Genomic DNA, 23,158 nt, shown 5'->3' on the forward strand with positions numbered 1-23,158 from the left:
CTGAATTAAATGATAGATGGGGGGGAATTTGGGGGTTTCAACCCCCGGAGGCGAGTCGAATGCAGTTTGTGTGACCGGCGATTTTCAAACGAGAAAGGGTGCCATCGGCATTTTCTTTGCCTTTGACCGGACCAATCACCACGCGATTCCAGCCGTTATTGGTGGTAATACGCGAATCAAACCCTTCAAAGGCCAGCTGAGCACGTACCGTTTCCGCCTGCTCGGCACCTTTGAACGAACCGCACTGTACCATCCAGCGGCGCTCATCTTTTTTCTCGGCCGTCTGCTTCGGCGCTTCGGTCTCTTTGGTGACCGGTGCGGCCTGCTGCGTTTTCGGCTGCTGCGCGGTGGTATGCGCTGGCGTCTGGAGCAGATCCTGATACGGCTGAGCCGCCTGTTTCTGCGGCTGCGTTTTCGGCTGCTGTTGGACAGGCTGGGACTGCACCGTACGCGTCTGCTGCTGGTATGGCTGTTCCGTTACCCGCGGCTGCGTTTTAGGCTGCTGCACCGGCTGGGTTTGCGCCCACTGCTGTTGCTGCTGCTGCTGAATCTGCTGTTGTGCCTGACGTCGCTGCAGCGTTTGCTGGCGCTGCGCCGGCGTCTGTTCATTCCACGGCACTTCGTTCAGCTGCGTAGGCTGCTGGCGCATATCGGCCTGCATTTGTGCCAGCAGCTGACGCTGTTCATCCGTCAGCTGATTCGCATTCTGTACTTCACCACCCGCAGAAGGTTCGGTTGGCGCACGTACCCCAGGCTGACGGCTTTCCAGCTCTTTGATATAGCGCCAGCGCTCTTCAGGCTTCGGAGGAAGGCCGTTTCCGGCGACTTTACTGGCCTGAAGCGCCTCAGACTCTTCTTTTTTATGGTGCGTGATAAAGTACAGGCCACCAATAAAGGCGACGACTACAGCCGCAGCAATAGCGACCATTGCTGGCGAGACAGCAGGCAGGTTACGTTGCTTTTTCCTTGAGCTACTCTTTTTGCGTCGCGAAGGTGCCGGCTGGCCGCGACGTACATAATCTCGTTGTGCCACTATCGTTTCGCTGTATTTATTCGTTCGTCAGCCCGCCATGTTACTTAAGCGGCGGGGCTTTGACCAGATAAGGGTATCCGAAAGACGTTTACTTTAAGTCAATGCCTGGGTCGTGCCGCGAACAATCAGTTCGCAGTCCAGCAACCGCGAGCCGCTGCTAACTGTTTGACCGTGAAGCTGATCCAGCAGCAGAAGCATTGCTTCGCGGCCGATTTGGTAGCGCGGCTGAGCGACCGTTGAGAGCGGCGGATCGCAAAATTCCGAAAGCGAAATATTATCGAATCCGATGATCGATAAATCTTTCGGTATGCGAAGGCCGCGGCGTTTGGCATACGATAATGCACCCAGCGCCATCACGTCGCTGTGACAAAATACGGCGGTTGGCGGCTCAGGCAGGTCCAGAAGTTTCTCCAGCGCCTGTCCACCCGCAGCGAAGGTAAAATCACCGCGCGCAATGTAGTGCGGATCGACGATGGCGCCGGTACGGCGCAGCGCCTGAACGTAGCCCTGTAAGCGGTAGTGACACAGCGGCATCTCTTCCGGTCCGGCAATACAGCCAATACGCTTATGCCCCAGTTCCTGGAGATAGTTTACGGCGTTGAATGCGGCGGTGAGGTTATCAATGTGGACCGTCGGCAGCTCCAGCTCTGGCGCAAACTCGTTGGCCATGACCATCGGCGGTAAATTACGCTGCTCTTCAATGCTGGCATCAAACGGCAGGCGAGAGCCAAGCAGCAGCATGCCGTCGATCTGCTTGGTGATAATGAGATCGATGAAGGTTTTTTCCTGCTGGTTCTGGTGAGCACAGTCGCCAATCAGCACCAGGTAACCCTGTTCCGCTGCGGTGACTTCAATACCGCGGATAATCTCGCTGAAGAAAGGGTCACAGATGTCCGGTACAATCACCAGGATGGTGCGCGACTCATTGCGTTTGACGTTACGCCCCATCGCCTGTGGGAAATAGCCCACTTCAAGCGCAGCCTGCTCCACCCGGTTACGGGTCGCCTGGGAGACTTTATCCGGGTTCATTAATGCGCGGGATACCGTTGCCGTAGAGACCTGCGCTTTCTGGGCAACGTCTTTCATGGTCGCCGGTGCAACCTCTTTCCTGGACTTCAACGTCTTCTCCTCGCCTGAACACCGAACTTCTGACATCACCATTTTTACAGATAGTTAATGGAATCGGTTACAGAATTTTCATAAAAAGTGTGAGGAGCGTTAAATTTTTCGATCCGTCTTCAGCCTTCGATGGGATCGACGTCCAGTACCCACTTCACTTTTCGCGCTTCGGGCAGGGTGTTAATCAGCACCAGCGCGCCGCTGACGATATGCTGAAGACGAACGCGAGAGGGGTGCTGGAGCAAAATTTGCCAGCGAAAACGTCCGCCGCGTTTTGGTGCGAGTGCCGGCACCGGGCCCAAAATCCACAGCTGATTATCCACCAGCGGGCTGGCCTGCAGGAGGTTTCTCAGTTGCTGCAGGAAAAGCGGCGCCTGCTGGTTGTTGTGGTCTTCCGCGCGGATGATGACGTGGCTGGTCCACGGCGGCAACTGCATGGTCTGGCGTTCGGCCAGCGCCTGCTCGGCAAAGGCGTCATAGCCTTTGTGCAGAAGGGTTTGCAGCAGCGGGTGCTCCGGGTGGTGCGTTTGCAATACCACTTCGCCCTGTTTACCGGCACGCCCGGCGCGCCCTGCCACCTGGGTATAAAGCTGAGCGAAGCGCTCGGCTGAACGGAAATCTGCCGAGAACAGCGCGCCGTCCACGTCCAGCAGGGCGACCAGCGTCACGTCCGGGAAGTGGTGGCCTTTTGCCAGCATCTGAGTGCCAATCAGGATGCGTGCGCCGCCGCGATGCACTTCCGCCAGCTGCTGTTCCAGCGCGCCTTTGCGGCTGGTGGTGTCCCGGTCGATGCGGGACAGGGGCACGTCGGGGAAGAAGGGCGCAAGGGCCTGTTCCAGCTGTTCCGTTCCCAGCCCCACCGGCACGATATGCGTTGAGCCACATGACGGACACTGGCGCGGCACCGGACGCTGGCTGTCGCAGTGGTGGCAGCGTAAATGCCGCTGGGCCTGGTGGAAGGTATAGTAGTGGTCACAGCGCGGGCACTCGGCAATCCATCCGCAGTCGTGGCACAGCAGGGCAGGTGCAAATCCGCGACGGTTAAGAAACAGGATCACCTGATTGCCCGCCTGCAGGTGCTGGCGCATGCGGGTAATCAGTGCAGGCGCAAGCCCGGCCTGGACCTGCTGACCTTTCAGATCCAGTACGTGCTGAATGGCCGGACGGGCATTCCCCGCGCGACGCGTCAGGCGCAGCATATGGTATTTACGCTGGCGCACGTTGTGCAGCGTTTCGAGCGCAGGCGTGGCGGAGCCGAGAATAATAGGAATTTGCTCGCTGTGGGCGCGATAAACAGCCAGATCGCGGGCGTGATAGCGCCAGCCTTCCTGCTGTTTATAGGAGCTGTCGTGTTCTTCGTCGATCACGATAACGCCAAGATTTTTAAACGGGGTAAACAGCGACGAGCGGGTGCCGATCACAATCGCCGCTTCGCCGTTTTTCGCTTTCAGCCAGGCGCTGAGGCGTTCGCTGTCGTTCAGGCCAGAGTGCAGCACCTCAACCGGCGCATTAAAGCGTTCGCGAAAGCGGGCGATGGTTTGCGGCGTCAGGCCAATTTCCGGCACCATCACCAGCGCCTGTTTGCCCTGCGCAAGCACGTTTTCCAGCACGCTCAGGTAGACTTCGGTCTTACCGGAGCCGGTGACGCCCGCCAGCAGCCATGCGGAAAAGTGGTCCGAGGCGCTATGGATCGCGCCCACGGCGGTGGCCTGTTCGGTATTCAGGCGCAGGCGATCCCCTGAAACGGAGAAACTCTCGCGCCAGTCGTAAAGGGCAGGCGCTTCGCTTGCCAGGTCGCTCAACCCTTTCTTTCTTAATGCCTGTAGCGCCGTTTCGCTGACTTCAAGTTCGTCGATCTGATGCCGCCAGATTTTCCCCTGACGCAGCGCCGCCAGGGCCTGCTGCTGTTTCTGTGAGCGCTTGAGGCTGTTAATGTCGACGGCCTGGCCATCTTCCGTAGCAAACCAGTACCACATCGGCGCATGGCTGGCGCTTTTGCCCTGACGCAGCATGATGGGCAGAGCGTGGAACAGGACGTCGCCAATGGGGTGATGATAATAATCCGCCGCCCACAGCAGCAGTCGCCAGGTGCTGGTGGAATAAACGGGCTCGCTGTCGAGCACCTCAACCACCGACTTCAGTTCGTTAAACGGCAACTCGCTCTTATCGCTGACGGAGACAACAATTCCCACGCGCTGCTGTTTGCCAAACGGCACGGTCACGCGACAGCCCGCTTTGGCGCTCATGCTGTCGGGCAGCAGGTAGTCAAAGGTGCGGGGAAGCGGAACGGGCAGGGCAACGTGAGCGACGGGCATCGAATCTTCCTGGCTTGAAAAGTGGCGCGTTAGTATACACATTAGTGAAAGCGGCGTGCGGATCAGTTTGCATACGTTGGTCAAATTCTGTATGATTCGCCGCCTTTGGTGTACTTTACGCCAAAGAACTTACAATCAACATCGCGTGGTGTCTGGCGTTAGGGCTGGAAGAGCGACGCGGCCTTAACTGAGGTTCTCCCATGAAAAAAGATATTCACCCGAAATACGAAATGATTACTGCAAACTGTTCTTGCGGTAACTCTATCCAGATCCGCTCTACCGTGGGTCACGATCTGAACCTGGACGTGTGCGGCAAATGCCACCCGTTCTACACTGGTAAGCAGCGTGATGTTGCAACCGGTGGCCGTGTTGACCGCTTCAACAAGCGTTTCAGCATCCCGGGCGCTAAATAAGTTTCCCGAAAAAAAGGCACCGCAAGGTGCCTTTTTTGTATCCGCTTCTCAGTATTCCCACGTCTCCGGGTCAATACCCAGTTCACGCATGATCACCTTCGCCTCTTCCGGGATTTCATCACTGCGTTCTTTACGCAGATCTTCATCGTTCGGCAACGGTTGACCGGTAAACGCATGCAGAAACGCTTCGCACAGCAGCTCGCTGTTGGTTGCGTGGCGCAGGTTGTTCACCTGACGACGCGTACGTTCATCGGTGAGGATCTTCAACACCTTCAGAGGAATAGAAACCGTAATTTTTTTTACTTGTTCACTCTTCTTACCGTGCTCAGCGTATGGGCTGATATATTCGCCGCTCCATTCAGCCATGAGATACCTTTAATCCTCTCAGTCATTTATCTAAAGGTGCAAAACCTGTAACCACTCGTTTTGAACCGCAATCTTGCCTAGTTTACCGTAGAGGCGATACCGTGGCACGGATATTGCCGCTGCAGCGTGCACTAAAGCATATAATTTTAACGGCTATTTGCGCATTGCTCAATCTATACGCAAAGAAGTTTAGATGTCCAGATGTATTGACGTCCATACTTTCAATGTTTACTCTGGTGCCTGACTTTTCACCTCATTCGCCAGGAAGCCCTCACCATGACGCGTAAACAGGCCACTATCGCAGTGCGTAGCGGATTAAATGATGACGAGCAGTACGGCTGCGTTGTCCCGCCCATTCATCTTTCCAGTACCTACAACTTCACCGGATTTAATGAACCCCGCGCGCATGATTACTCGCGTCGTGGCAACCCTACGCGTGACGTGACCCAGCGCGCGCTGGCCGAGCTGGAAGGTGGCGCAGGCGCCGTATTAACCAATACGGGGATGTCCGCCATTCACCTGGTGACCACCGTGTTCCTGAAACCAGGTGACCTGCTGGTTGCGCCGCACGATTGCTACGGCGGCAGCTATCGCCTGTTTGATAGCCTGGCAAAACGCGGCTGCTATCGCGTACTGTTTGTCGATCAAAACGATGAACAGGCGCTGAAACAGGCGCTGGCAGAGAAGCCAAAGCTGGTTCTGGTGGAAAGTCCAAGCAATCCATTGTTGCGCGTTGTCGATATTGCGAAAATTTGTCAGCTCGCAAGGGATGCGGGAGCGATAAGTGTAGTGGATAATACGTTCCTCAGTCCGGCCCTTCAGAACCCACTCGCACTGGGTGCCGATCTGGTATTGCATTCATGCACTAAATATCTGAACGGCCATTCTGATGTGGTAGCGGGCGTGGTGATTGCCAAAGATCCCGACGTTGTCACCGAACTGGCATGGTGGGCCAATAATATTGGCGTCACCGCGGGCGCCTTCGACAGCTATCTGCTGTTGCGCGGCATTCGCACGCTGTCGCCGCGCATGGAAGTGGCGCAACGCAATGCCCAGGCGATTGTCGATTTCCTGAAAACCCAGCCGCTGGTGAAGAAGCTCTATCACCCGTCGCTGCCGGAAAATCAGGGGCACGAAATTGCCGCGCGCCAGCAGAAAGGGTTTGGCGCGATGTTAAGTTTTGAACTGGACGGTGACGAGCAAACGCTGCGTCGCTTCCTGAGCGGGCTGTCATTGTTTACGCTGGCGGAATCCTTAGGTGGGGTTGAAAGCTTGATCTCCCACGCCGCGACCATGACGCACGCAGGTATGGCACCGGAAGCACGTGCCGCCGCCGGGATTTCTGAGACGCTGCTGCGGATCTCAACCGGTATTGAAGATTCTGAAGATTTAATTGCCGATCTGGAAAATGGCTTCCGGATCGCAGCCAAGGGGTAATCATGAGTGTGATAGCGCAGGCAGGGGCGAAGGGTCGTCAGCTGCACAAGTTTGGTGGTAGTAGTCTTGCTGATGTGAAATGTTACCTGCGTGTCGCAGGGATCATGACGGAATATTCACAGCCGGGTGACATGATGGTTGTCTCGGCGGCGGGCAGCACCACCAACCAGTTGATTAGCTGGCTGAAACTGAGCCAGACCGATCGCCTTTCTGCGCATCAGGTGCAACAGTCCTTACGTCGTTACCAGAGCGAGCTGATTGCTGGCCTGCTGCCTGCGGACGTAGCGGACGGGCTGATCAGCGCCTTTACCCATGACCTTGAGCGTCTGGCCGCCCTGCTGGACAGCGGGATCACCGATGCGGTGTATGCCGAAGTGGTGGGCCACGGTGAAGTGTGGTCCGCGCGCCTGATGGCCGCCGTGCTGCAACACCTGGGCGTGGAGGCGGCCTGGCTCGACGCGCGTGATTTCCTGCGCGCCGAACGCGCCGCGCAGCCGCAGGTGGATGAAGGCCTGTCCTACCCGCTGCTGCAACAGCTGCTGGTGCAGCATCCGGGCAAACGCATTGTGGTTACCGGCTTTATCAGCCGCAGCAACGCGGGTGAAACAGTGCTGCTGGGCCGTAACGGCTCCGACTACTCGGCAACGCAAATCGGTGCCCTGGCAGGCGTGTCCCGCGTCACCATCTGGAGCGACGTGGCCGGTGTTTACAGCGCAGACCCGCGCAAAGTAAAAGATGCCTGCTTGCTGCCGCTGCTGCGCCTGGATGAAGCCAGCGAGCTGGCGCGTCTGGCCGCACCGGTGCTACACGCGCGCACGCTGCAGCCGGTTTCCGGTAGCGATATCGACCTCCAGCTGCGCTGCAGCTACACCCCGGATCAAGGCTCTACCCGTATTGAACGCGTACTGGCGTCCGGCACCGGGGCGCGTATTGTCACCAGCCACGACGACATCTGCCTGATTGAGTTCCAGGTGCCTGCGGGCCAGGACTTCAAACTGGCGCATAAAGAGATTGACCTGGTGTTAAAGCGTGCTCAGGTACGCCCGCTGGCCGTTGGCGTTCACAATGACCGCCAGCTGCTGCAGTTCTGCTATACCGCTGAAGTGGCGGACAGCGCCCTGAAAATTCTGGATGAAGCGGGCCTGCCGGGCGAGCTTCGCCTGCGTCAGGGGCTGGCGCTGGTGGCGATGGTGGGCGCGGGCGTCACCCGTAACCCGCTGCACTGCCACCGCTTCTGGCAGCAGCTGAAAGGTCAGCCGGTGGAGTTCACCTGGCAGTCGGAAGAGGGCATCAGCCTGGTGGCCGTTCTGCGCAAAGGGCCAACCGAAAGCCTGATTCAGGGTCTGCATACCTCCCTGTTCCGCGCGGAAAAACGCATCGGCCTGGTGCTGTTTGGTAAAGGCAACATCGGTTCCCGCTGGCTGGAGCTGTTCGCCCGCGAACAGGTCACGCTCTCGGCGCGTACCGGATTCGAATTCATTCTCGCAGGCGTGGTGGACAGCCGTCGCAGCCTGCTGAACTACGAAGGGCTGGACGCCAGCCGCGCGCTTGCCTTCTTTAATGATGAAGCCGTAGAGCAGGATGAAGAGTCGCTGTTCCTGTGGATGCGCGCGCACCCTTACGATGACCTGGTAGTGCTGGACGTGACCGCCAGCGAGCAGCTTGCCGATCAGTACCTTGATTTCGCCAGCCACGGTTTCCACGTTATCAGCGCGAACAAGCTGGCGGGGGCGAGCAGTACCGATAAATACCGTCAGATCCACGACGCGTTTGAAAAAACGGGGCGCCACTGGCTGTATAACGCCACCGTGGGTGCAGGCCTGCCGGTAAACCACACCGTGCGTGACCTGATTGAAAGCGGCGACAGCATTCTGGCGCTGAGCGGTATCTTCTCCGGCACGCTCTCCTGGCTGTTCCTGCAGTTTGACGGCACCGTTCCGTTCACCGACCTGGTGGATCAGGCGTGGCAGCAGGGCTTAACGGAACCCGATCCGCGCGTTGATCTCTCCGGTAAAGACGTGATGCGCAAGCTGGTGATCCTGGCGCGTGAAGCCGGTTATGACATCGAACCGGATTCCGTACGCGTCGAATCGCTGGTGCCTGCCGGCTGTGAAGAAGGTTCTGTGGACCATTTCTTTGAAAATGGAGAAGAACTTAACGAGCAAATGGTGCAGCGTCTGGAAGCGGCGAACGAGATGGGGCTGGTGCTGCGCTACGTGGCGCGTTTCGAGGCCAACGGAAAAGCGCGAGTCGGTGTCGAGGCGGTGCGTCCTGAACATCCGCTGGCGGCGCTGCTGCCGTGCGATAACGTCTTCGCCATCGAAAGCCGCTGGTACCGCGATAACCCGCTGGTGATCCGCGGTCCGGGCGCGGGGCGCGATGTCACCGCCGGGGCCATCCAGTCCGACATCAACCGTCTGGCTAAGCTGCTGTAACCCCTCACCCTAACCCTCTCCCCAAAGGGGAGAGGGGACTGCTCAGTGCGGTCTTTTTCCCCCTCGCCCCTTTGGGGAGAGGGCCGGGGTGAGGGGCCTTCTCACCCTCATCTTGAATTTTTCTCATATTCCCTGAGCAAACCTCACCGTTATTGTTGATTATTTCTATTGACGTCCCTCCGCTTTTCCGTCATTTTTACATCTGGACGTCTAAACGTATAGAAGTTCACAACACAACAGACAATGACACGCGATTGATAGAGGTAAGGTATGAGCTTTTTTCACGCCAACCAGCGGGAAGCACTGAATCAGAGCCTGGCCGAAGTAAACGGCCAGATTAACGTCTCTTTTGAATTTTTCCCGCCGCGCACCAGTGAAATGGAGCAAACCCTGTGGAGCTCTATCGATCGTCTCAGCAGCCTGAAACCGAAGTTTGTCTCCGTGACCTACGGTGCGAACTCCGGCGAGCGTGACCGTACGCACAGCATCATTAAAGGCATCAAAGATCGCACCGGTCTCGAAGCGGCCCCGCACCTCACCTGTATCGACGCCACCCGCGACGAGCTGTGCGCCATCGCCCAGGATTACTGGAATAACGGCATCCGTCATATTGTCGCATTGCGCGGTGACCTGCCTCCTGGGAGCGGTAAGCCGGACATGTATGCCGCCGATCTGGTGGGGCTGTTGAAGGGGGTGGCGGACTTTGATATCTCCGTGGCCGCTTATCCTGAAGTGCATCCGGAAGCGAAAAGCGCTCAGGCCGATCTGCTTAACCTCAAGCGTAAGGTGGATGCCGGCGCGAACCGCGCCATTACTCAGTTCTTCTTTGATGTGGAAAGCTACCTGCGCTTCCGTGACCGCTGCGTCTCCGCGGGCATCGACGTTGAAATTATCCCGGGTATTCTGCCGGTCTCTAACTTCAAACAGGCGAAGAAATTTGCTGATATGACCAATGTGCGTATTCCTCTCTGGATGTCTAAAATGTACGAGGGGCTGGACGATGACCCGGAAACACGCAAGCTGGTGGGCGCAAATATCGCGATGGACATGGTGAAGATCTTAAGTCGTGAAGGGGTGAAGGATTTCCACTTCTACACGCTGAACCGTGCTGAGATGAGTTACGCCATATGCCACACGCTCGGCGTTAGACCAGGCGTGTAACAAAAAAGAGCCCTCTTCGGAGGGTTTTTTGATTTATAAGGGTTTTATTTTCCTGCCATATCAGCAATGCTGCCTTTGACGTACAAAACTCATGTATTTTCCATGGGAAATTAAACGGATTTAACTATCGAATCTGTGGGTTATCTCAACTATACCTTATCAACAAGGGCGTATATCGTAACGGTAACACTGTAAAAGGGAGCATAGCGATGAGCACGTCAGACGAAACCAATAAAGCGGCATCAGTCGGCAAATGCCCGTTCCATCAGGGCGGTGTCGATCACAGCGCGGGCGCAGGTACAGGCAGCCGCGACTGGTGGCCAAAACAACTCCGCATCGATCTTCTTAACCAACATTCCAATCGTTCGAACCCGCTGGGTGAAGACTTTGACTACCGCAAAGAATTTAGCAAGCTTGATTACTCCGCGCTGAAAGGCGATCTCAAAGCACTTTTAACCGACTCCCAACCGTGGTGGCCTGCCGACTGGGGCAGCTATGCGGGCCTGTTTATCCGTATGGCCTGGCATGGCGCGGGTACCTATCGCTCCGTTGACGGACGCGGTGGCGCAGGACGCGGTCAACAGCGCTTTGCGCCGCTGAACTCCTGGCCGGATAACGTGAGCCTGGATAAGGCGCGCCGTCTGCTGTGGCCCATCAAGCAAAAATACGGACAAAAAATTTCCTGGGCTGACCTGTTTATCCTCGCGGGTAACGTGGCGCTGGAGAACTCCGGCTTCCGCACCTTTGGTTTCGGTGCCGGGCGTGAAGACGTCTGGGAACCGGATCTGGACGTAAACTGGGGTGATGAAAAAGCCTGGCTGACCCACCGCGATCCGGAAGCGCTGGCGAAGCGTCCTCTGGCCGCCACCGAAATGGGCCTGATCTACGTGAACCCGGAAGGGCCAAACGCCAGCGGTGAACCGCTGTCAGCGGCGGCAGCGATTCGCGCGACCTTCGGCAACATGGGCATGAACGATGAAGAGACCGTCGCGCTGATTGCAGGCGGCCACACCCTCGGTAAGACTCACGGCGCGGGTGAAGCCACCCACGTGGGTACCGACCCGGAAGCCTCACCAATTGAAGCGCAGGGCCTGGGCTGGGCGAGCACGCTCGGCACGGGCGTGGGTGCAGATGCCATTACCTCCGGTCTGGAAGTCATCTGGTCACAAACCCCGACCCAGTGGAGCAACTACTTCTTCGAGAACCTGTTCAAATACGAATGGGTGCAGACCCGCAGCCCGGCAGGGGCGATTCAGTTTGAAGCCGTAGATGCACCGGAAATCATGCCCGATCCGTTCGACCCGTCGAAAAAACGCAAACCTACCATGCTGGTCACCGACCTGACGCTGCGTTTTGACCCGGAATTCGAGAAAATTTCCCGCCGCTTCCTGAACGACCCGCAGGCCTTCAACGAAGCCTTCGCGCGCGCGTGGTTCAAACTGACCCACCGTGATATGGGGCCAAAATCGCGTTACCTTGGCCCGGAAGTGCCGAAAGAAGATCTGATTTGGCAGGACCCGCTGCCGCAGGCGGTGTTCAACCCGTCGAAAGAAGACATTGAAAGCCTGAAGGCGGAAATTGCGGCCTCTGGTCTGTCCGTGAGCGAACTGGTTTCCGTTGCCTGGGCGTCAGCTTCAACCTTCCGCGGTGGCGATAAGCGTGGCGGCGCTAACGGCGCGCGTCTGGCGCTGGCGCCTCAGCGCGACTGGGATGTGAACGCCGCGGCGGTTCGCGCGTTGCCGGCTCTGGAAGCTATTCAGCGCACCACCAACAAAGCCTCACTGGCCGATATCATCGTGCTGGCGGGCGTGGTAGGCGTTGAGCAGGCCGCAAAAGCCGCAGGCGTGTACGTCACCGTACCGTTCGCCCCAGGCCGCGTGGATGCGCGTCAGGATCAGACGGATATCGAGATGTTTAACCTGCTCGAACCGGTTGCCGATGGTTTCCGCAACTACCGTGCGCAGGTGGATGTGTCCACCACGGAGTCACTGCTGATCGACAAAGCCCAGCAGCTGACGCTGACCGCGCCGGAGCTGACGGTGCTGATCGGCGGCCTGCGCGTGCTGGGTGCCAACTTTGATGGCAGCAAGAATGGCGTGTTCACCGACCGCGAGGGCGTGCTGAGCAACGATTTCTTCGTGAACCTGCTGGACATGAACACGCAGTGGAAGGCGACCGACGAATCCAATGAGCTGTTTGCCGGAAGCGATCGCGCCAGCGGTGAAGTGAAATATACCGCCACCCGCGCCGATCTGGTCTTCGGTTCGAATGCCGTTCTGCGCGCGCTGGCAGAGGTTTACGCCAGCGATGATGCGCATGAGAAGTTTGTCCGCGACTTCGTTGCCGCATGGGCGAAGGTGATGGATCTGGACCGGTTTGATCTGCAGTAACCCTTGTGCCGGGTGGCGCTAACGCTTACCCGGCCTACGGGCAAAAAAATCCCCGCTGATGCGGGGATTTTTATTCACGCTATTTACTCCCACTCCTGCAGGAACCGCTGCCCATACTGGTCGGCCACCAGCAGTGCCGCATATACCTGATCCGGCGTTACGCCGCCGGGCATGTTGTGGATGGTTTCTCCTTCCGCACAGGACGCTTCCGCGATCAGACGCATTTTCGCCGGGATATCCTCTTTGATGTTCAGCTGTGCCAGCGTGATCGGCAGCCCAACGCTGTGACAAAGCGCGGCGACGGTCTCTATTTCTTCTACCGGCGCGTTTTCCAGCACCAGCTGCGTCAGGGTACCAAACGCCACTTTTTCGCCGTGATAGAAGTGATGCGCGTCCGGCACCGCCGTCATGCCGTTATGAATAGCGTGTGCCGCCGCCAGACCGCCGCTTTCAAAGCCTACGCCGCTGAGATAGGTGTTGGCTTCGATAATGCGTTCCAGCGCCGGTGTAACCACATGCTGTTCCGCCGCCAGCATGGCTTTTTCACCCTCTTCAACCAGCGTGTTGTAGCACAGCTCGGCCAGCGCAAGTGCTGCCTGCGTACATTTGCCGCCCGCCATGGTGGTCGCACCGCTGCGCGAGCAGGCGCGTGCTTCAAACCACGTCGCCAGCGCATCGCCAATCCCGGCGGCCAGCAGACGCGCAGGCGCACCCGCCACCACTTTGGTATCGACGATAACCATGTTCGGGTTGTGAGGCAGCATCAGGTAGCGATCGAACTCACCGCTGTCGGTGTAAATGACGGAAAGGGCGCTGCATGGCGCATCGGTGGAGGCGATAGTTGGCGCAATAGCGACGGGTACGTCCATGAAATGGGCCAGCGCTTTGGCGGTATCCAGCGTTTTACCGCCGCCAATGCCCAGCACTGCCAGGCAGTCGGCGCTGTCGGCCAGCTTTTTCAGGCGATCGATTTCATTTTGTGAACATTCACCACCAAACGGCGCGATTTCGGCATGCAGTTCGGCTTTTTTAAAACTCTGACGCAGGGTCTCTTCGGCAAAACCCAGCACAAATTTATCGCCGACCACCAGCCAGCGATTGGCCAGGGGTTTCAGGTAGTCGCCGAGACGGGTAAGCACATCAGCGCCCTGGATATATTTCCCCGGCGATTGAATGATACGGTCCATAACAGTTCTCCCTTAGAGGTTGAGGTTACCAAACGCGTTTTTCCAGTCCTGCTCAAACTTCTCTATGGCTGACTCTACCGCTGGCGTGCCGAGCATGTGTTGCGCTACGTCTAAGGGAAGCGTGACTGCCTCGCATCCCGCCAACAGACAGTCCAGCGCCTGACGCGGCGTTTTGAAGCTGGCGGCCAGCACCTTGCTTTCCGGCGCGTGCAGTTCCAGCAGAGACTGCAGCTCCTGCACCATGCGAATGCCGTCACCGCCCTGCGCATCAACGCGGTTTACGTACGGCGCGACATATTTCGCCCCTGCGAGTGCGGCGAGCAAGCCCTGTGCAGCGCTATAAACGGCGGTCCCCAGCGTGGTTATCCCCTCTTTTTTCAACGCCTTGATCGCGGTAAGGCCCTCAGCCGTGACAGGGATTTTCACCACGATGTCCGGTATGGCGTTACTCAAACGTTTGGCTTCCGCCACCATGCCTTCGGCATCGCGGCTCATGGTTTGAGCAAACAGCGTGCCTTCCGGTCCGATGGCTTTTTGCAGACGCGGCAGCACGTCCCAGATGGATTCGCGGCTGGCGGCGATGATGCTCGGGTTGGTGGTGACGCCCGCAATAGGAAAGATGCGCGCCAGACGTTCAACTTCCGCCACGTTGGCGGTATCCAGGTACAGTTCCATTATTTTTCCTTAAGTCAGAAAGGTTGAATAAAGGATACGGCGCACCCAGGTGCGGCGAATACAGGTCAATTTTGCCAAATACTGGACAAATGTAATGTCCTTAGAGAAGTGAGAGAGCGATCACAATGCTACTTTTTGGCGATCAGCTGGCTGTGGTACTGGCGTCGATATTCGGAAGGGGAACGTTCGGTGTGCTTGCGAAAGAGACGGCAAAAGTAGTTGCTGTCCGTAAATCCGCAGCGTGTGGCGATATCTTTAATTTTGAGATCGTAGCCTTTCAGCAGCTGACGCGCATGTTCCAGGCGCGTTTTTGTTAAATATTCATTGAATCCGACGCTGCCGACTTTCTGGAATAGATGGGAAAGGTAGTTTGGTGAGATGTAGAACGCCTGTGCCACGGATTCGCGAGTTAACAAAGAGGCATAATTTTCTTCGATATAGCTCCGAACGGCTTCGAACAGTGCCCGGCTGCGGCTGTCAGTGTGAATTTCACTGCCAAGCAGATCCCGGCAGTGGCTGAGCAGGCTTAAAACTACCAGCCTTGCTGTGTCTTGTTCCTCAGGCTGCATCTGTAATTCGGTGAGCGTTTGCAGAAGAAAAGCCCCCGTTCGCGGACCACGTCGGGCAACCTGGAGTTGTTGTAAGAGCACATTGTCACGCTGTAACTCGATTGTAAGCTGCTGCTTACCGAAATGTATGCTCATGACGTGAGGCGCAGGATGCGTGATTTGTCCAAAAAAAGAAAAAATCGCCTCGCTGGGGGTACCAAGGGTAATACGGAGGCAGGGATATGTGCGGGGATGCTGTTCAGCCAGCGCTGAGAAATGAATCTGACCCAGCGGTAACGTGCGGTTCACCAGGTCAGTCAAAATTTGGGTGATATCGGAATGCATAAGGAGACTACCGAAATTTGCCGGGTGGCGCTAACGCTTACCCGGCCTACTTAACGTAGGCCCGTGCAAGCGCAGCGCCGCCGGGCATAAAGCATTAGCCGGTGTTACGCATACCCGCCGCAACGCCTGCAATCGTCACCATCAGCGCCTGTTCAACGCGCGGATCTGGCTCTTTCCCTTCTTCTTCCGCCAGACGCGAACGGTGCAGCAGCTCTGCCTGCAGGACGTTCAGCGGGTCGGTGTAAATGTTACGCAGCTGAATAGACTCGGCAATCCACGGCAGGTCCGCCATCAGATGTGAGTCGTTGGCGATGTCCAGCACTACTTTGATGTCGCCTTCCAGCAGTTCGCGCAGCTCTTTACCCAGCGCCCACAGTTCAGGTTTCACCAGACGCTGGTCGTAGTATTCCGCCAGCCACAGGTCAGCTTTCGAGAAGACCATCTCCAGCATTCCCAGACGGGTAGAGAAGAATGGCCAGTCGCGGCACATGGTTTCCAGCTCGTTCTGTTTGCCGTCTTCCACCACTTTTTGCAGCGCAGCACCGGCACCCAGCCAGGCGGGCAGCATCAGGCGGTTCTGCGTCCAGGCAAAGATCCACGGGATCGCGCGCAGAGACTCTACGCCACCGGTTGGGCGACGCTTCGCAGGACGTGAGCCCAGCGGCAGTTTACCCAGCTCCTGCTCAGGGGTGGCTGAACGGAAGTAAGGGACGAAATCTTTGTTTTCACGCACGTAGCCGCGGTACAGATCGCAGGAGATAGCCGACAGCTCGTCCATGATATGGCACCAGGAGGCTTTCGGCTCCGGCGGTGGCAGCAGGTTGGCTTCCAGGATCGCGCTGGTATAGAGCGACAGGCTGCTGATGGTCACTTCCGGCAGGCCGTATTTGAAACGGATCATCTCGCCCTGCTCGGTGACGCGCAGGCCGCCTTTCAGGCTTCCCGGCGGCTGCGACAGCAGCGCTGCGTGCGCCGGTGCGCCGCCACGGCCAATTGAACCACCGCGTCCGTGGAACAGGGTCAGTTCAATACCAGCTTTCTCGCAGGTTTTGATCAGTGCGTCCTGCGCCTGATACTGCGCCCAGGATGCCGCCATCACGCCCGCGTCTTTCGCGGAGTCGGAATAGCCAATCATCACCATCTGTTTGCCCTGAATAAAGCCGCGGTACCAGTCGATATTCAACAGCTGGCTCATGACGTCGTTGGCATTGTTCAGGTCGTCGAGGGTCTCAAACAGCGGGGCGACCGGCAGGGCGTAGTCGATTCCCGCTTCTTTCAGCAGAAGGTGAACGCCAAGCACGTCGGACGGGGTCTTCGCCATGGAGATCACATAGGCGGCCACCGACCCTTTCGGCGCATCAACGATCGCTTTACAGGTGTTGAGCACTTCGCGGGTATCGTTGCTTGGCTCCCAGTTGCGCGGCAGCAGAGGGCGCTTGGAGTTCAGCTCGCGGATCAGGAACGCCTGCTTGTCGGCTTCGGACCAGCTTTCATAGTCACCGATGCCGAGATAGCGGGTCAGCTCGCCCAGCGCTTCGGTATGACGGGTACTTTCCTGACGCACGTCGATACGCACCAGCGGCACGCCAAAACACTTCACGCGACGCAGGGTGTCGAGCAGTTCGCCGTTGGCGATGATGCCCATCCCGCAGGCCTGCAGCGATTTATAACAGGCGTAAAGCGGCTCCCAGAGCTGTTCGTTCTGGCTGAGCAGGCCTTCTGGTTTTGGCAGGCGCTGGCCTTTCAGGCGCGCTTCCAGCCAGGCCTGAGTGGCCATCAGCTGACCACGCAGCTTTTTCATCAGGAAACGGTACGGCTCGCTGGCGCCTTCTTCGCCGGCCAGCGCGCGCAGTTCCGGCGTCGCTTCTACCATCGACAGCTCGGAGATCAATACCTGAATGTCTTTCAGGAACAGGTCGGTCGCTTTCCAGCGGCTCAGCAGCAGGACGTGGCGGGTGATTTCCGCGGTCACGTTCGGGTTACCGTCGCGGTCGCCGCCCATCCAGGAGGTGAAGCGCACCGGCACGAAATCGACCGGCAGGCGGTAGCCGAGGTTCTCTTCCAGCTGTTCGTTCAGCTCGCGCAGGTAGTTCGGTACCCCTTCCCACAGGCTGTTTTCCACCACCGCAAAACCCCATTTGGCTTCGTCGACCGGGCTTGGGCGATGCTTACGAATTTCATCGGTGTGCCAGGACTGGGCAATCAGCTGGCGCAGACGGCGCATCAGCTGGTTGCGTTCGTAGTCGGCAATGTCTTTGTTATCCAGCTGCTTGAGGCAGTTGTTCACTTCCACCATTTTGTGGATCAGGGTGCGACGGGTAATTTCGGTTGGGTGTGCGGTCAGCACCAACTCCAGCGAAAGCGACTCCACCGCTTTTTTGATGGTGGCTTCGTTGAGGTCTGGCTGGTCTTTCAGTTTACGAAGGGTGCGGGCAATGACTTCCGGGTTGCTGGCCGCTTCGCCGTTTGGCGAAATGCTGTGGTATTGCTCAGCGGTGTTGGCCAGGTTCAGGAACTGGCTGAATGCGCGTGCAACGGGCAGCAGCTCATCGTTAGAGAGGTTCTGCAAGGTGGTGAGCAGCTCCTGACGACTGGCCTCGTTACCGGCGCGGGAAGATTTAGACAGCTTGCGGATGGTTTCAACGCGGTCGAGGATGTTCTCCCCCAACGCATCTTTGATGGTATCTCCAAGCACTTTGCCGAGCATACTGACATTACTACGCAACGCGGAATATTGTTCGTTCATAAAAACCCAGTCACCCCATCATTTTTGTTTATGCCCAGGCGAAAATCTTCTGGACATTATTTTGTCATCTCCCTTTATAAAGCCACGTAAAACCCCCGTCGTCAATTGCTGCGAAAACGGTTCAGCAAACGAATAAATGCGGGCAATTTACGAAATTTAATTCGCATTGCGTCAGATAAGAGATGCTTATGGGAATGTGACGGAGATCATGCGATTTGTTGCCCTCACCCTAACCCTCTCCCACAGGGAGAGGGGACTCTTCGGTGCGGTTTTAATGCCAGCAGAAGTGATGCACAACCTGGGTAATCAGTTCACGGGTGGGTTTGATAAAGCGGGTTTCCAGATATTCATCCGGCTGGTGCGCCTGGTTGATGGAGCCAGGGCCAAGGACCAGGGTAGGGCACAGCGTCTGAATAAACGGCGCTTCGGTGCAGTAGTTCACCACGTCGGTTTTCTCACCGAGCAGTTTTTCCACAACTTCAACCAGCTGATGGTCCGGCGGGCATTCATAACCCGGGATCGGCGGATGCAGTTCGGAGACCGTCAGGCGGCCCGGCCAGCGTTCGCTCACCGGTGCCAGCGCTTCATTCAGCAGGCCGTCGAGATCGCTCAGGGTCATGCCCGGCAGCGGGCGGATATCCATATGCAGTTCGCAGCAGGCACAGATACGGTTGGAGGCATCACCCCCGTGCAGGCTGCCGAGGTTCAGGGTCGGATACGGCACGGTGAACGCCTCGTAGTGATAGCGTTCTTTCAGATCGTCGCGCAGGGTCATGATGCGGCCGATGGCGTCATGCATCAGCTCGATGGCGTTCACGCCGCGCGCCGGATCGCTGGAGTGGCCGGACTGGCCCAGCACGCGCACGGCGGTAGAAATATGGCCTTTGTGCGCGCGGATCGGTTGCAGAGACGTCGGCTCACCGATAATGGCGCAATCCGGGCGAATCGAGGTGTTTTCAGAGAAGTAGCGCGCGCCCGCCATGCTGGTCTCTTCATCAGCGGTCGCCAGAATGTAGAGCGGTTTTTTCAGCTTCGTCACGTCCACATCACGCAGCGCGTCGAGGATAAAGGCGAAGAAGCCTTTCATGTCGGCGGTGCCCAGACCGTAGAGCTTGTTGTCGTGCTCGGTCAGGGTGAACGGATCGCGCGTCCAGCGGCCATCATCAAACGGCACGGTGTCGGTATGACCGGCCAGCAGCAGGCCGCCCGCACCGGTTCCGGTGCTGGCGAGCAGGTTAAATTTGTGGCGAGTGCCGGGGACGGGCTGAACCTCAACGTTAAACCTAAGATCGCTAAACCAACCCGCCAGCAGATTGATTAAAGACTCATTGCTCTGATCCAGCGCTTCTTCCGTTGCGCTGATAGACGGTGTGGCAATCAGGGCGCGGTAGATCTCGATAAATGGCGGTAAGTTCATTTTCATTGTTGACACACCTTAGGTCGTGATAGTATCAATATTCATGCAATAAATGTGAATAAAAATACATTAACGTTGAGCATAAAGGAACCCGATGTTGAATACGCTGATTGTAGGCGCTAGCGGTTATGCGGGCGCAGAGCTTGTAAGCTACGTGAATCGCCATCCACATATGACCATAACCGCTTTGACCGTGTCAGCGCAAAGCAATGATGCAGGAAAGTTAATTTCCGATTTGCATCCGCAGCTTAAGGGCCTGGTCGATCTGCCGCTACAGCCCATGTCTGACATCAGCGAGTTTACCGACGGCGTCGACGTGGTGTTTTTAGCCACCGCGCATGAGGTCAGCCACGACCTGGCGCCGCAGTTTCTGGCGGCCGGCTGCGTGGTCTTCGACCTCTCCGGCGCGTTCCGCGTTAACGACGGCGCGTTCTACGAAAAATATTACGGTTTCACCCATCAGCACCCTGATCTGCTTGAAAAAGCGGTGTACGGCCTGGCGGAGTGGAGCGCAGATAAACTGAAAGAAGCGGACCTGATTGCCGTTCCGGGCTGCTACCCGACGGCGGCGCAGCTTTCCCTGAAGCCGCTGATCGACGCGGGCCTGCTGGATCTGAACCAGTGGCCGGTGATCAACGCCACCAGCGGCGTGAGCGGTGCAGGGCGTAAGGCGGCAATCTCCAATAGCTTCTGCGAAGTGAGCCTTCAGCCGTATGGCGTGTTTAATCACCGTCATCACCCTGAAATCACGACGCATCTGGGTGCGGACGTCATTTTCACCCCGCATCTGGGCAGCTTCCCGCGTGGGATCCTCGAAACCATCACCTGTCGCCTGAAACCGGGCGTGACCAAAGAGCAGGTGAGCGAGGTCTTCACGCAGGCGTATGCGGATAAACCGCTGGTGCGCCTGTACGACAAAGGCGTGCCGGCGCTGAAAAACGTGGTCGGTCTGCCGTTCTGCGATATCGGCTTTGCCGTTCAGGGTGAGCATCTCATCGTGGTGGCCGCAGAAGATAACTTACTGAAAGGCGCTGCCGCACAGGCAATGCAGTGTGCAAATATTCGTTTCGGTTTCCCGGAAACGCAGGCTCTTATTTAAGGTGTGATGATGAACCCATTAATTATCAAACTCGGTGGTGTACTGCTGGACAGCGAAGAAGCGCTGGAGCGTCTGTTTACCGCGCTGGTGAACTATCGCGAATCACATCAACGTCCGCTGGTGATTGTGCACGGCGGTGGCTGCGTGGTGGATGAGCTGATGAAAGGGCTCAACCTGCCGGTGAAAAAGAAGAACGGCCTGCGCGTGACGCCTGCTGACCAGATTGACATCATTACCGGCGCGCTGGCGGGTACGGCGAACAAAACGCTGCTGGCGTGGGCGAAGAAACACCATATCGCGTCCGTGGGCCTCTATCTGGGCGATGGCGACAGCGTAAAAGTGACCCAGCTCGACGAAGAGCTCGGCCACGTTGGACTGGCGCAGCCAGGTTCGCCTAAGCTGATTAACACGCTGCTGGAAGGCGGTTTCCTGCCGGTGGTGAGCTCCATCGGCGTGACCGAAGAGGGCGAGCTGATGAACGTTAACGCTGACCAGGCGGCGACCGCGCTGGCGGCAACGCTGGGTGCGGACCTGATCCTGCTCTCCGACGTGAGCGGCATTCTGGACGGTAAAGGTCAGCGCATCGCAGAAATGACGGCTGAGAAAGCCGAGCAGCTGATTGCTCAGGGCATTATTACCGACGGCATGATCGTCAAAGTGAACGCCGCGCTGGATGCCGCGCGCACGCTGGGCCGCCCGGTGGATATCGCCTCCTGGCGCCACGCGGAGCAGCTCCCGGCGCTGTTTAACGGCACGCCAATTGGCACGCGTATTTTAGCGTAATCGATTTAATGTTTTGTAGGCCCGGTAAGCGCAGCGCCACCGGGCAATGAAATTCAAAGATATTAAGGAAGCATGTTATGGCACTTTGGGGTGGGCGTTTTACACAGGCAGCGGATCAGCGGTTCAAACAGTTCAACGACTCTTTGCGCTTCGACTACCGCCTGGCCGAACAGGATATTGTCGGCTCTGTGGCCTGGTCCAAAGCGCTGGTAACGGTAGGCGTACTGACCGCAGACGAACAGTTACAGCTGGAAGAAGCGCTGAACAATCTGCTGGAAGAGGTGCGTCTGGATCCGCAGCAAATCCTGCAGAGCGATGCCGAAGATATTCACAGCTGGGTGGAAGGCAAACTGATCGACAAAGTCGGCCAGCTGGGTAAAAAGCTGCACACCGGGCGCAGCCGTAACGACCAGGTCGCCACCGACCTGAAGCTGTGGTGTAAAGATACCGTTAGCGAACTGCTGGCGGCCAACCGTCAGTTGCAGAGCGCGCTGGTGGAAACCGCGCAGAACAACCAGGACGCGGTGATGCCGGGTTATACCCACCTGCAGCGCGCGCAGCCGGTGACCTTTGCGCACTGGTGTCTGGCCTACGTAGAGATGCTGGCGCGTGACGAAAGCCGTCTGCAGGATACCCTGAAACGTCTGGACGTCAGCCCGCTGGGCAGCGGCGCGCTGGCGGGTACGGCGTATGAAATCGACCGTGAACAGCTGGCAGGCTGGCTGGGCTTTGCCTCCGCCACCCGTAACAGCCTGGACAGCGTGTCCGACCGCGACCACGTGCTGGAGCTGCTCTCCAATGCGTCTATCGGGATGGTTCACCTCTCGCGCTTTGCCGAAGACCTGATCTTCTTTAACTCCGGCGAAGCGGGCTTCGTCGAGCTGTCCGACCGCGTGACCTCAGGTTCATCCCTGATGCCGCAGAAGAAAAACCCGGACGCGCTCGAGCTGATCCGCGGCAAATGTGGCCGCGTGCAGGGTGCGCTGACCGGCATGATGATGACCCTGAAAGGGCTGCCGCTGGCGTACAACAAAGACATGCAGGAAGACAAAGAGGGGCTGTTCGACGCGCTCGACACCTGGCTGGACTGTCTGCACATGGGCGCGCTGGTGCTGGACGGCATTCAGGTGAAACGTCCGCGCTGCCAGGAAGCGGCGCAGCAGGGCTATGCGAACTCTACCGAACTGGCGGATTATCTGGTGGCGAAGGGCGTACCGTTCCGTGAAGCGCATCATATTGTCGGTGAAGCGGTAGTGGAAGCCATTCGTCAGGGTAAACCGCTGGAGGATCTGGCGCTGGCCGACCTGCAGAAGTTCAGCGCGGTTATCGGGGATGATGTGTATCCGATTCTGGCGCTGCAGTCCTGTCTGGACAAGCGTGCCGCGAAAGGCGGCGTGTCGCCGAAGCAGGTGGCGCAGGCGATTGCGGATGCGAAAAACCGGCTGGTTTGAACCGTGCGGGCTGGTGCCCTCACCCCGGCCCTCTCCCACAGGGAGAGGGAGAAAAACGGAGCCTGGCTTAGCGCTGGGCTTTTTTACGCAAAAAAAAGCGGACCACGGGGTCCGCAAAAGTTCACGTTGGCTTTAGTTGTTCGAGTTTTGAGAGAAACTCGCTGACGGTGCGGGGACGTCAAGGGTCAAACACGTGCCGCCTCGTCTATGTGGTGTATTATTCAACAGAATGCTTGAT

At 57.7% G+C, this 23,158-nt stretch carries 17 protein-coding genes; 8 read left to right on the top strand and 9 right to left on the bottom strand.

The genetic code is table 11. The features are described 5' to 3' along the window. Window positions 1–37: 37 nt before the first annotated feature. The 3 genes from ftsN to priA all read right to left on the bottom strand — a co-directional run bounded on the left by ftsN (window position 38) and on the right by priA (window position 4,467). Complete coding sequence (gene ftsN / locus BM007_RS21315) at window positions 38–1,033, bottom strand: cell division protein FtsN (RefSeq protein WP_061716295.1); 996 nt, start codon at window positions 1,031–1,033, stop codon at window positions 38–40. Window positions 1,034–1,126: 93 nt separating this feature from the next. Further along, a complete protein-coding gene (gene cytR, locus BM007_RS21320; RefSeq protein ID WP_061716296.1) occupies window positions 1,127–2,152 on the bottom strand; it encodes a DNA-binding transcriptional regulator CytR in 1,026 nt (341 codons plus the stop codon). Between the two features lie 119 nt (window positions 2,153–2,271). Next, complete coding sequence (gene priA, locus BM007_RS21325; protein WP_090420862.1) at window positions 2,272–4,467, bottom strand: primosomal protein N'; 2,196 nt, start codon at window positions 4,465–4,467, stop codon at window positions 2,272–2,274. Between the two features lie 200 nt (window positions 4,468–4,667). Between priA and rpmE the strand changes: the two genes are divergently transcribed. Further along, entirely contained in the window at window positions 4,668–4,880 is a 213-nt protein-coding gene (gene rpmE / locus BM007_RS21330) for a 50S ribosomal protein L31 (protein WP_003862040.1), read from the top strand. Window positions 4,881–4,928: 48 nt separating this feature from the next. Here rpmE and metJ read toward each other — a convergent pair whose 3' ends face one another. After that, window positions 4,929–5,246, bottom strand: coding sequence for a met regulon transcriptional regulator MetJ (metJ, locus tag BM007_RS21335; RefSeq protein WP_015966498.1), 318 nt, complete (start codon window positions 5,244–5,246; stop codon window positions 4,929–4,931). Between the two features lie 276 nt (window positions 5,247–5,522). On the opposite strand from metJ, the gene metB reads away from it, so the two are divergent. From metB to katG, 4 genes are all read left to right on the top strand, one after another. After that, on the top strand, window positions 5,523–6,683 hold the full coding sequence (metB, locus tag BM007_RS21345; protein WP_032648472.1) for a cystathionine gamma-synthase: 1,161 nt from the start codon (window positions 5,523–5,525) through the stop codon (window positions 6,681–6,683). 2 nt (window positions 6,684–6,685) lie between these two features. Further along, on the top strand, window positions 6,686–9,118 hold the full coding sequence (locus BM007_RS21350; RefSeq protein ID WP_024909187.1) for a bifunctional aspartate kinase/homoserine dehydrogenase II: 2,433 nt from the start codon (window positions 6,686–6,688) through the stop codon (window positions 9,116–9,118). Between the two features lie 270 nt (window positions 9,119–9,388). After that, on the top strand, window positions 9,389–10,279 hold the full coding sequence (gene metF, locus BM007_RS21355; protein WP_090420865.1) for a methylenetetrahydrofolate reductase: 891 nt from the start codon (window positions 9,389–9,391) through the stop codon (window positions 10,277–10,279). Window positions 10,280–10,488: 209 nt separating this feature from the next. Further along, a complete protein-coding gene (katG, locus tag BM007_RS21360; protein WP_090420868.1) occupies window positions 10,489–12,669 on the top strand; it encodes a catalase/peroxidase HPI in 2,181 nt (726 codons plus the stop codon). Between the two features lie 83 nt (window positions 12,670–12,752). On the opposite strand, the gene BM007_RS21365 is transcribed toward katG, so the two are convergent. From BM007_RS21365 to argE, 5 genes are all read right to left on the bottom strand, one after another. Next, window positions 12,753–13,856 carry a bifunctional L-1,2-propanediol dehydrogenase/glycerol dehydrogenase gene (locus tag BM007_RS21365; RefSeq protein ID WP_008501794.1) on the bottom strand — a complete coding sequence of 368 codons (1,104 nt, stop codon included), beginning with the start codon at window positions 13,854–13,856 and terminating at the stop codon, window positions 12,753–12,755. 12 nt (window positions 13,857–13,868) lie between these two features. Continuing rightward, window positions 13,869–14,531, bottom strand: coding sequence for a fructose-6-phosphate aldolase (gene fsa / locus BM007_RS21370; protein WP_090420870.1), 663 nt, complete (start codon window positions 14,529–14,531; stop codon window positions 13,869–13,871). Between the two features lie 128 nt (window positions 14,532–14,659). Then, a complete protein-coding gene (locus tag BM007_RS21375; RefSeq protein WP_090420873.1) occupies window positions 14,660–15,424 on the bottom strand; it encodes a helix-turn-helix transcriptional regulator in 765 nt (254 codons plus the stop codon). A gap of 94 nt (window positions 15,425–15,518) precedes the next feature. Beyond that, window positions 15,519–18,170 carry a phosphoenolpyruvate carboxylase gene (ppc, locus tag BM007_RS21380; RefSeq protein WP_090420876.1) on the bottom strand — a complete coding sequence of 884 codons (2,652 nt, stop codon included), beginning with the start codon at window positions 18,168–18,170 and terminating at the stop codon, window positions 15,519–15,521. Window positions 18,171–18,441: 271 nt separating this feature from the next. Continuing rightward, window positions 18,442–19,593 (bottom strand): acetylornithine deacetylase, encoded by a 1,152-nt coding sequence (gene argE, locus BM007_RS21385; RefSeq protein ID WP_090420879.1) that lies wholly within the window; start codon window positions 19,591–19,593, stop codon window positions 18,442–18,444. An 88-nt stretch (window positions 19,594–19,681) separates the two neighbouring features. On the opposite strand from argE, the gene argC reads away from it, so the two are divergent. The 3 genes from argC (at window position 19,682) to argH (ending at window position 22,920) form a co-directional block, all read left to right on the top strand. Next, the gene (argC, locus tag BM007_RS21390; RefSeq protein ID WP_024909174.1) at window positions 19,682–20,686 is read left to right on the top strand and encodes an N-acetyl-gamma-glutamyl-phosphate reductase; all 1,005 of its coding nucleotides are present in this window, start codon (window positions 19,682–19,684) and stop codon (window positions 20,684–20,686) included. Window positions 20,687–20,692: 6 nt separating this feature from the next. After that, window positions 20,693–21,469, top strand: a complete 777-nt coding sequence (gene argB, locus BM007_RS21395; protein ID WP_090420882.1) for an acetylglutamate kinase — start codon at window positions 20,693–20,695, stop codon at window positions 21,467–21,469. Between the two features lie 77 nt (window positions 21,470–21,546). Then, window positions 21,547–22,920, top strand: a complete 1,374-nt coding sequence (gene argH, locus BM007_RS21400; protein WP_061716300.1) for an argininosuccinate lyase — start codon at window positions 21,547–21,549, stop codon at window positions 22,918–22,920. The last annotated feature ends 238 nt before the right edge of the window (window positions 22,921–23,158 follow it).

The sequence above is a fragment of the Enterobacter sp. NFIX59 genome (assembly GCF_900113755.1).
Classification (GTDB): domain Bacteria; phylum Pseudomonadota; class Gammaproteobacteria; order Enterobacterales; family Enterobacteriaceae; genus Enterobacter; species Enterobacter pseudoroggenkampii.

Excerpts from the sequence above, each read along its gene's own strand:
- priA (WP_090420862.1), bottom strand. The coding sequence starts at position 4,467 with ATGCCCGTCGCTCACGTTGCCCTGCCCGTTCCGCTTCCCCGCACCTTT.
- rpmE (WP_003862040.1), top strand. The coding sequence starts at position 4,668 with ATGAAAAAAGATATTCACCCGAAATACGAAATGATTACTGCAAACTGT.
- metJ (WP_015966498.1), bottom strand. The coding sequence starts at position 5,246 with ATGGCTGAATGGAGCGGCGAATATATCAGCCCATACGCTGAGCACGGT.
- metB (WP_032648472.1), top strand. The coding sequence starts at position 5,523 with ATGACGCGTAAACAGGCCACTATCGCAGTGCGTAGCGGATTAAATGAT.
- BM007_RS21350 (WP_024909187.1), top strand. The coding sequence starts at position 6,686 with ATGAGTGTGATAGCGCAGGCAGGGGCGAAGGGTCGTCAGCTGCACAAG.
- metF (WP_090420865.1), top strand. The coding sequence starts at position 9,389 with ATGAGCTTTTTTCACGCCAACCAGCGGGAAGCACTGAATCAGAGCCTG.
- katG (WP_090420868.1), top strand. The coding sequence starts at position 10,489 with ATGAGCACGTCAGACGAAACCAATAAAGCGGCATCAGTCGGCAAATGC.
- BM007_RS21365 (WP_008501794.1), bottom strand. The coding sequence starts at position 13,856 with ATGGACCGTATCATTCAATCGCCGGGGAAATATATCCAGGGCGCTGAT.
- fsa (WP_090420870.1), bottom strand. The coding sequence starts at position 14,531 with ATGGAACTGTACCTGGATACCGCCAACGTGGCGGAAGTTGAACGTCTG.
- BM007_RS21375 (WP_090420873.1), bottom strand. The coding sequence starts at position 15,424 with ATGCATTCCGATATCACCCAAATTTTGACTGACCTGGTGAACCGCACG.
- ppc (WP_090420876.1), bottom strand. The coding sequence starts at position 18,170 with ATGAACGAACAATATTCCGCGTTGCGTAGTAATGTCAGTATGCTCGGC.
- argE (WP_090420879.1), bottom strand. The coding sequence starts at position 19,593 with ATGAAAATGAACTTACCGCCATTTATCGAGATCTACCGCGCCCTGATT.
- argC (WP_024909174.1), top strand. The coding sequence starts at position 19,682 with ATGTTGAATACGCTGATTGTAGGCGCTAGCGGTTATGCGGGCGCAGAG.
- argB (WP_090420882.1), top strand. The coding sequence starts at position 20,693 with ATGATGAACCCATTAATTATCAAACTCGGTGGTGTACTGCTGGACAGC.
- argH (WP_061716300.1), top strand. The coding sequence starts at position 21,547 with ATGGCACTTTGGGGTGGGCGTTTTACACAGGCAGCGGATCAGCGGTTC.